Origin of the sequence: Candidatus Synechococcus spongiarum SH4 (assembly GCF_000586015.1) — a bacterium.
Lineage (GTDB): Bacteria > Cyanobacteriota > Cyanobacteriia > PCC-6307 > Cyanobiaceae > Synechococcus_B > Synechococcus_B spongiarum_F.
This window is the reverse complement of sequence record NZ_JENA01000119.1, coordinates 1-5053: the sequence shown is the minus strand read 5'-3', so window position 1 is coordinate 5053 and position 5053 is coordinate 1. Positions and strand designations below refer to the sequence as shown.

Below are 5053 nucleotides of genomic sequence, written 5' to 3'. Positions count from 1 at the left end.
GGTGCGGGCGGCGCTGATTTTCTGGAATTCGGCTTCCGGCAGGGGGGATCCGGTTTGCCAGTGGCGGGCCATGGCCATGATGGTGGGCCGGTCGTAGCACCAGTTCTCCATGAACTGGCTGGCCAGTTCAATGGCGTCGTCTTCCACCAGATTGAGGCCGGCAGCCTGGGGCCGGTCAATGGTGGTGAGCATGTGCTGCAGACCATGGCCGAATTCATGGAACAGGGTGCGCGCGTCCATGAAGGTCATCAGGCTGGGGGCGCCGTTGACCGGCGGCGTTTGATTGCAGATCAGATACGCCACGGGGCAAACCGTCCCGCCCTGTTGGTTCCGTTGCCGCACCAGGCACTCATCCATCCAGGCTCCACCGCGTTTTTCCCCAGGTCGTGCATAGGGATCCAGATAGAAGGCGGCGATGGGGGCGTTCTGCTGCGGATCCACAACCCGGAAGAAACGCACGTCCCTGTGCCATAGGGGAGCCTCCCCGTCAGCCGCCAGGATGCGAATGGCAAACAGCCGCTCACAGAGGCCGAACAGGCCCGCCAGCACTTGCTCAAGGGGGAACCAGGGGCGCAGGGCTTCGCTGTCCAGATCAAAGCGGCGGCGGCGCAACTGTTCGCTCCAGTAGGGCACGTCCCACGGCTTCAGGGCGTCCCCTTCAGGAGCGCCCATTTCCCTGGCCAACCGGCGCAACTGCTCCAGCTCCATCATCGCCGCCGGCTGGCTGGGGCGCCGCAATTCCTCCACCAACTGCTCAATCTCCTCCACGGACCCGGCCATCTTGCTCGCCAGGGACACCTGGGCCCAGGTGGCGTAGCCTAGCCGTCGGGCCTGCTGGTGGCGCAGGGTCAGGATCTCGTGGAGGAGGGGGTGATTGTCCGTGTCGCCGGTTGATGCCCGGCCCACATAAGCCCGGTAGGCCTGCTCCCGCAGGCGTTGGTGGCGGCAATAGCGCAGAAAGGGGCCGTAACGGGGCAGGTCCAACCCCAACTGCCATGGCCCGGCCGCGGCGGTGGCCTCCCCATGGCCCGCCTCACGGGCTGCTGCGGCCATGAGTTCCCGCAGGCTGCCGGGGAGGCTGTCCACCTGCCAAGGCTCTTTGAGCAGGAGGCTCCAGGCCCCGGTGGCGTCAAGGACGTGGTTGCTGTAGCGGGTGGACAACTCCGCCAGGCGGGTGCTGGCGGCATTGAACTCCTGGCGCTGCTCCGGCTCCAGTCCCACCCCTTGCAACTCCATGGCCCGTATCTCCGCCGTCAGGATGCGCTGCTGCGCCTCGTCCAACGGCAGCTCTCCATCCCGGCCCCGCTGTTGCAATTGCCGCAGGGCTTTGTAGAGGGTCCGGCTTTGACCCAGGCGGTGATAAAATCGCACCACGGCAGGTTGCTGTTGGCTGTACACGCGGCGCAGGGCGGCGCTGTTGCAAACCCCCATCAGGTGATTCACCACACCCCAGGCCCAGCGGAGCCGCTCTTCGACGTGGTGCAAGGGATCCATCACCTGCCCCCAGGTGGGAGCCTCCAGGGTGGCGAGCCCGGCCTCATGGCGGGCCAGCGCCGCCTCCAACTGTCCCAGGAGTTCCGGCATTCCCGCCCCGATCACCTCAGGGGTGAATTGCCCATAGGGGGGAAGGTCCCGGCCAAGGAGCAGGGGGTTGATGGGGCTGGTCATGGGGTGCCGGATGTGCAGTGCCTGCCGGAAGAGTGTATTGAACAACCCACAGTTGTGGCCGAGCAGCCCTGGCGAAGGCTCCGGGGCATCGATACGATCAATCCAGCACGCCTTCCGTCGCCCCATGAAATCCGTGCTGCGTCTCCATCCGGTGGATCTGGGGGCCGTTGTGGCCATGGCCATGGCCGCGGCCGGCCTGCTCTGGAGCCCCAAGCTGGTGAGCGGTCTGGCCGCCGCCGGCGGTCAGCTTGAGCCCATTGCGGTGATTGTGGACATCAAGCACATCCCCGTAGCCGATCCGGACGGCCTCCTGGCCAGCATCAAGCAGGAGGGGGAAACACGGCTTGTGGTGCGCAACCAGCCCTCCGGAACTCTCCGGGTTCTGGATGGGCGATTGCGGCAACGCCTCACGGTGCTGGCGGACGGCAGCACCATTCCGGATCCCAACCAGAAAGAGTTCGCCACCTTCGATGCCCAGTTGTTCCTCCAAGGTCAGGGGCAGGAAACCAGAACCGGGTTTGCCCTGGGGGACACCAACCTGAAAATCGGCGTTCCCATTGAAGTTGAGGGCAGGTTGTACCGCCTCAAAGGCGTGGTCAGCGGGCTGGCCAAGGGGAACGGCTGATGGGAAATCACCGCAAGCGTGTGTTGCTGCTGGGGTTGCTGCTGCCCCTCCTGTCAACGCCTGCAAGTTACGGCCAGGACCGGCTGCTGGATCTGCTGGATCAGGTGGCCAACGGTGAGGCCGCCATAGTGGAGTCCTACGGCGCTGCCGAAGGCGTGGCGCAAGTCCCTTCTCTGCCGCCATCCCCCCCCGGACCCCGGCCCGTGGACGTTCCCCGGGCCGAGCAGGGTCCGGCGCCCCCTCCCCGCCTGCCTCCTTTTCCCCCCCTGGCTGCCCTCGTCCGCCTGGAATCCCATGTGAGTTGCGCCCCGCTGCAGAGGGACGTGCTGGCCATCCTGGGCAGCGAGAAGGCCGCCTGGAGTGTGACGGTTGCCGATCCCGTCGGACGGTTGCTGGCGGACGTGAACGGCCGGGCGCCCCGTATCCCCGCCTCCAACCAGAAACTCATCAGCACCGCCCTGGCGATTGACCGCCTGGGGGTGGACCACCGCCTCAAAACCTCTCTCTGGCGCCTGCCCAACGGCACCCTCCGACTGGAAGGGGAGGGGGATCCCGGCTTTGGCCCCCAGCAGGTGACGCGCATGGCCACCGCCCTTTCCGGCCACGGTGTGGAACGGGCGCCGTCACCATGGAGTTTGAAGAGCTGGGTCCCGGCAACTGGTGGCCTGCCGATTGGCACACTGCGGATCGCAACTGGGATTACGGCGCCCCGGTGACCCGACTCCCGGTGAGCGCCAACAGCAGCGGTGATTACGCCGTCTACGACCCTCCCAAGCGGCTGGCGGGGATCTGGAGCCAGGTTCTCAACCGGCAGGGGGTTGATTTTACCTGGGCGGAGGTGCCTGCGGATTCTCCCAACCCCCAGGGCAGTCAGTTGATCCACGAGGAGTTGTCCCGGCCGCTGCAATCCCTGGTGACCCGAGCCAACACGGAAAGCCACAACAACACCGCCGAGGTGCTGCTCAGGGTGGGCAGTGGGTCATGGAACCTGTCTCACGCCAGCGAGATCACCCTGCAATGGCTCAAGGACAAGAACCTGCCGGTGGACGGGGTCACCATTGCCGACGGCAGCGGTCTGAGCCGCTCCAACCGCAGCACCAGCCGCCTCTACACCAGCCTCCTGCTCACCATGCAGCACCACGCCCATGGGCGCAACTGGTATGAAACCATGGCCGTGGCCAACCGCACCGGCACCCTGGAACGGTTTTCCAGTTCACCGTCGCTGACGGGGAAGTTTGTGGGAAAAACGGGCACCATTCGCGGCGTGAAGGCGCTCTCCGGCCGGATGGACACTCCCCATGGCCATCGGTTTTTCAGTCTGCTGGCCAACGGTTCAGCGGAGCCCCGCTCCCGCATGGCGGAGATTCTGGAGGCGGTGCTCAAGCACTCTTTCTGTCCCCGCGTGTTCTGAGCTGGTTGGCGGCGCCGGTTCTCTGGTGAACCGTCTGTTGCCGGGGCGGCGCCGTGGGCCGGCCCTGGGCATGGTTGCCCTGGAACTCCTGGCGTTGGTCGCCCACCACCTGCTGAAGGTCCCGCAGCTTACCGTTGAGATCATCCAGCACCTGGCGGGCATAGCGATCAGCCCCCTGCCTGGCGGCCGCAGCCTGCCGCGTCAACTCTTCGCAATGGGCATAGGTCTTCTGACGTAACGCCTGCATCTCCTGCCGGACTTCCTCAACTTCGCGCTGGGCCAGTTCCTTCCGTTTGATCTTCTCCTGGTTGAGGCGCTCCAACTCCTGCAGCGCCTTCAGGCGTTGCTGCTCCAGGTGCTGGTTCTGCTGCTCCTTGCGGGTGACGTACTCCTGCTCCAGTTGACTGCGGCGGGCCGCGAACTGCTGCTCGGCCTGGGCAAGGTTCTTCTGCAGCCCCTGCTCCTGCCGGGCAACCGCCTGCCGGGCCTTGTCCAGCAGCATGTCCCGTTGGGCCGCCGCCGCGGCCATCACCTGCTGGCCCCGGCGTTCACCCTCGTGGACGGATTGCTGGATCAACTCCTCCCCCCTTTTCCTGGCCTCCTCAACGAGGGATTCCCCATGGCTGCGGGCCTGTTTCAGGTAGTTCTGCCGCTGCTCGATCAGGGTTTGGGCCTGCTGGAACGACGGGGGGAAGCTCTCGCGAACCTGGCTCAGGGCCTCAACGGTTTCCTCCTCATCCACCAGCAGCATCCCGGTGAGGGGAAGGCGCAGGCCCTGCAGGATGATTTCCTCCAGTTGATCCAGTTGGTCCAGGGTGATGCCGGGTTCTTTGCTGGGGGTGACACGGGAGACGGGTCCATGGCGCAGGGAATCGGCTAACCTGAATTAAAGTGCCTGTCCAGGTCTTCCGCCACTCCTGCGGGGACCATATGAGACACATCGCCGCCAAAGCGGGCCACTTCCTTGACCACGGAACTGCTCAGGAAGCTGTGGCGAGCCGCCGTGGCCAGAAACAGGGTTTCCACCGTGCTGCACAGGGAGGAGTTGGTGTGGGCCAGTTGCAGTTCGAATTCGAAGTCGCTCAGGGCCCGCAGGCCCCGCAAAATAATGGCGCAACCTTGCTGACGGGCAAAATTGGCCGTCAGGCCATCGAAGCTATCCACGGAGACGTTGGGCAGATCCGCGGTGGCCAACCGCAACTGCCGCTGCCGCTGCTTCAGGGAAAACGCCGGGGTCTTGGCGGGATTGCGCAATATGGCCACAATCACCTGGTCAAAGAGGCGGCTGGCCCGCTGAATCAGATCCAGGTGGCCGAGGGTAACGGGGTCGAAGCTGCCAGGGTAGAGGG

General features: G+C 65.4%; 6 protein-coding genes. 3 read left to right on the top strand and 3 right to left on the bottom strand.

Translation table 11 applies throughout. The annotated features are described in order from the left end of the window. Nucleotides 1–1668 (bottom strand): M3 family metallopeptidase (locus BG35_RS0106345; RefSeq protein WP_025782165.1); only part of this gene is annotated, 1668 nt, incomplete at its 3' end. Between the two features lie 124 nt (nucleotides 1669–1792). Between BG35_RS0106345 and BG35_RS0106340 the strand changes: the two genes are divergently transcribed. From BG35_RS0106340 to BG35_RS11590, 3 genes are read left to right on the top strand one after another with little or no spacing between them, the layout of a single operon-like run. Then, a complete protein-coding gene (locus tag BG35_RS0106340; RefSeq protein ID WP_025782164.1) occupies nucleotides 1793–2293 on the top strand; it encodes a DUF4330 domain-containing protein in 501 nt (166 codons plus the stop codon). Further along, entirely contained in the window at nucleotides 2293–3009 is a 717-nt protein-coding gene (locus BG35_RS11595) for a D-alanyl-D-alanine carboxypeptidase (RefSeq protein ID WP_051506184.1), read from the top strand. Before BG35_RS0106340 ends, BG35_RS11595 begins: the two co-directional genes overlap by 1 nt. Continuing rightward, entirely contained in the window at nucleotides 2922–3704 is a 783-nt protein-coding gene (locus BG35_RS11590; RefSeq protein WP_080688067.1) for a D-alanyl-D-alanine carboxypeptidase, read from the top strand. Before BG35_RS11595 ends, BG35_RS11590 begins: the two co-directional genes overlap by 88 nt. Here BG35_RS11590 and BG35_RS11585 read toward each other — a convergent pair. Both BG35_RS11585 and coaD read right to left on the bottom strand, forming a co-directional pair. Next, complete coding sequence (locus BG35_RS11585; RefSeq protein ID WP_025782163.1) at nucleotides 3673–4455, bottom strand: hypothetical protein; 783 nt, start codon at nucleotides 4453–4455, stop codon at nucleotides 3673–3675. The genes BG35_RS11590 and BG35_RS11585 overlap by 32 nt on opposite strands. Before the next feature lie 125 nt (nucleotides 4456–4580). Further along, nucleotides 4581–5053: pantetheine-phosphate adenylyltransferase (gene coaD, locus BG35_RS0106320; protein WP_025782162.1), on the bottom strand; the 473-nt coding region annotated here is incomplete at its 5' end.

Excerpts from the sequence above, each read along its gene's own strand:
- BG35_RS0106340 (WP_025782164.1), top strand. The coding sequence starts at position 1,793 with ATGAAATCCGTGCTGCGTCTCCATCCGGTGGATCTGGGGGCCGTTGTG.
- BG35_RS11595 (WP_051506184.1), top strand. The coding sequence starts at position 2,293 with ATGGGAAATCACCGCAAGCGTGTGTTGCTGCTGGGGTTGCTGCTGCCC.
- BG35_RS11590 (WP_080688067.1), top strand. The coding sequence starts at position 2,922 with ATGGAGTTTGAAGAGCTGGGTCCCGGCAACTGGTGGCCTGCCGATTGG.
- BG35_RS11585 (WP_025782163.1), bottom strand. The coding sequence starts at position 4,455 with ATGCTGCTGGTGGATGAGGAGGAAACCGTTGAGGCCCTGAGCCAGGTT.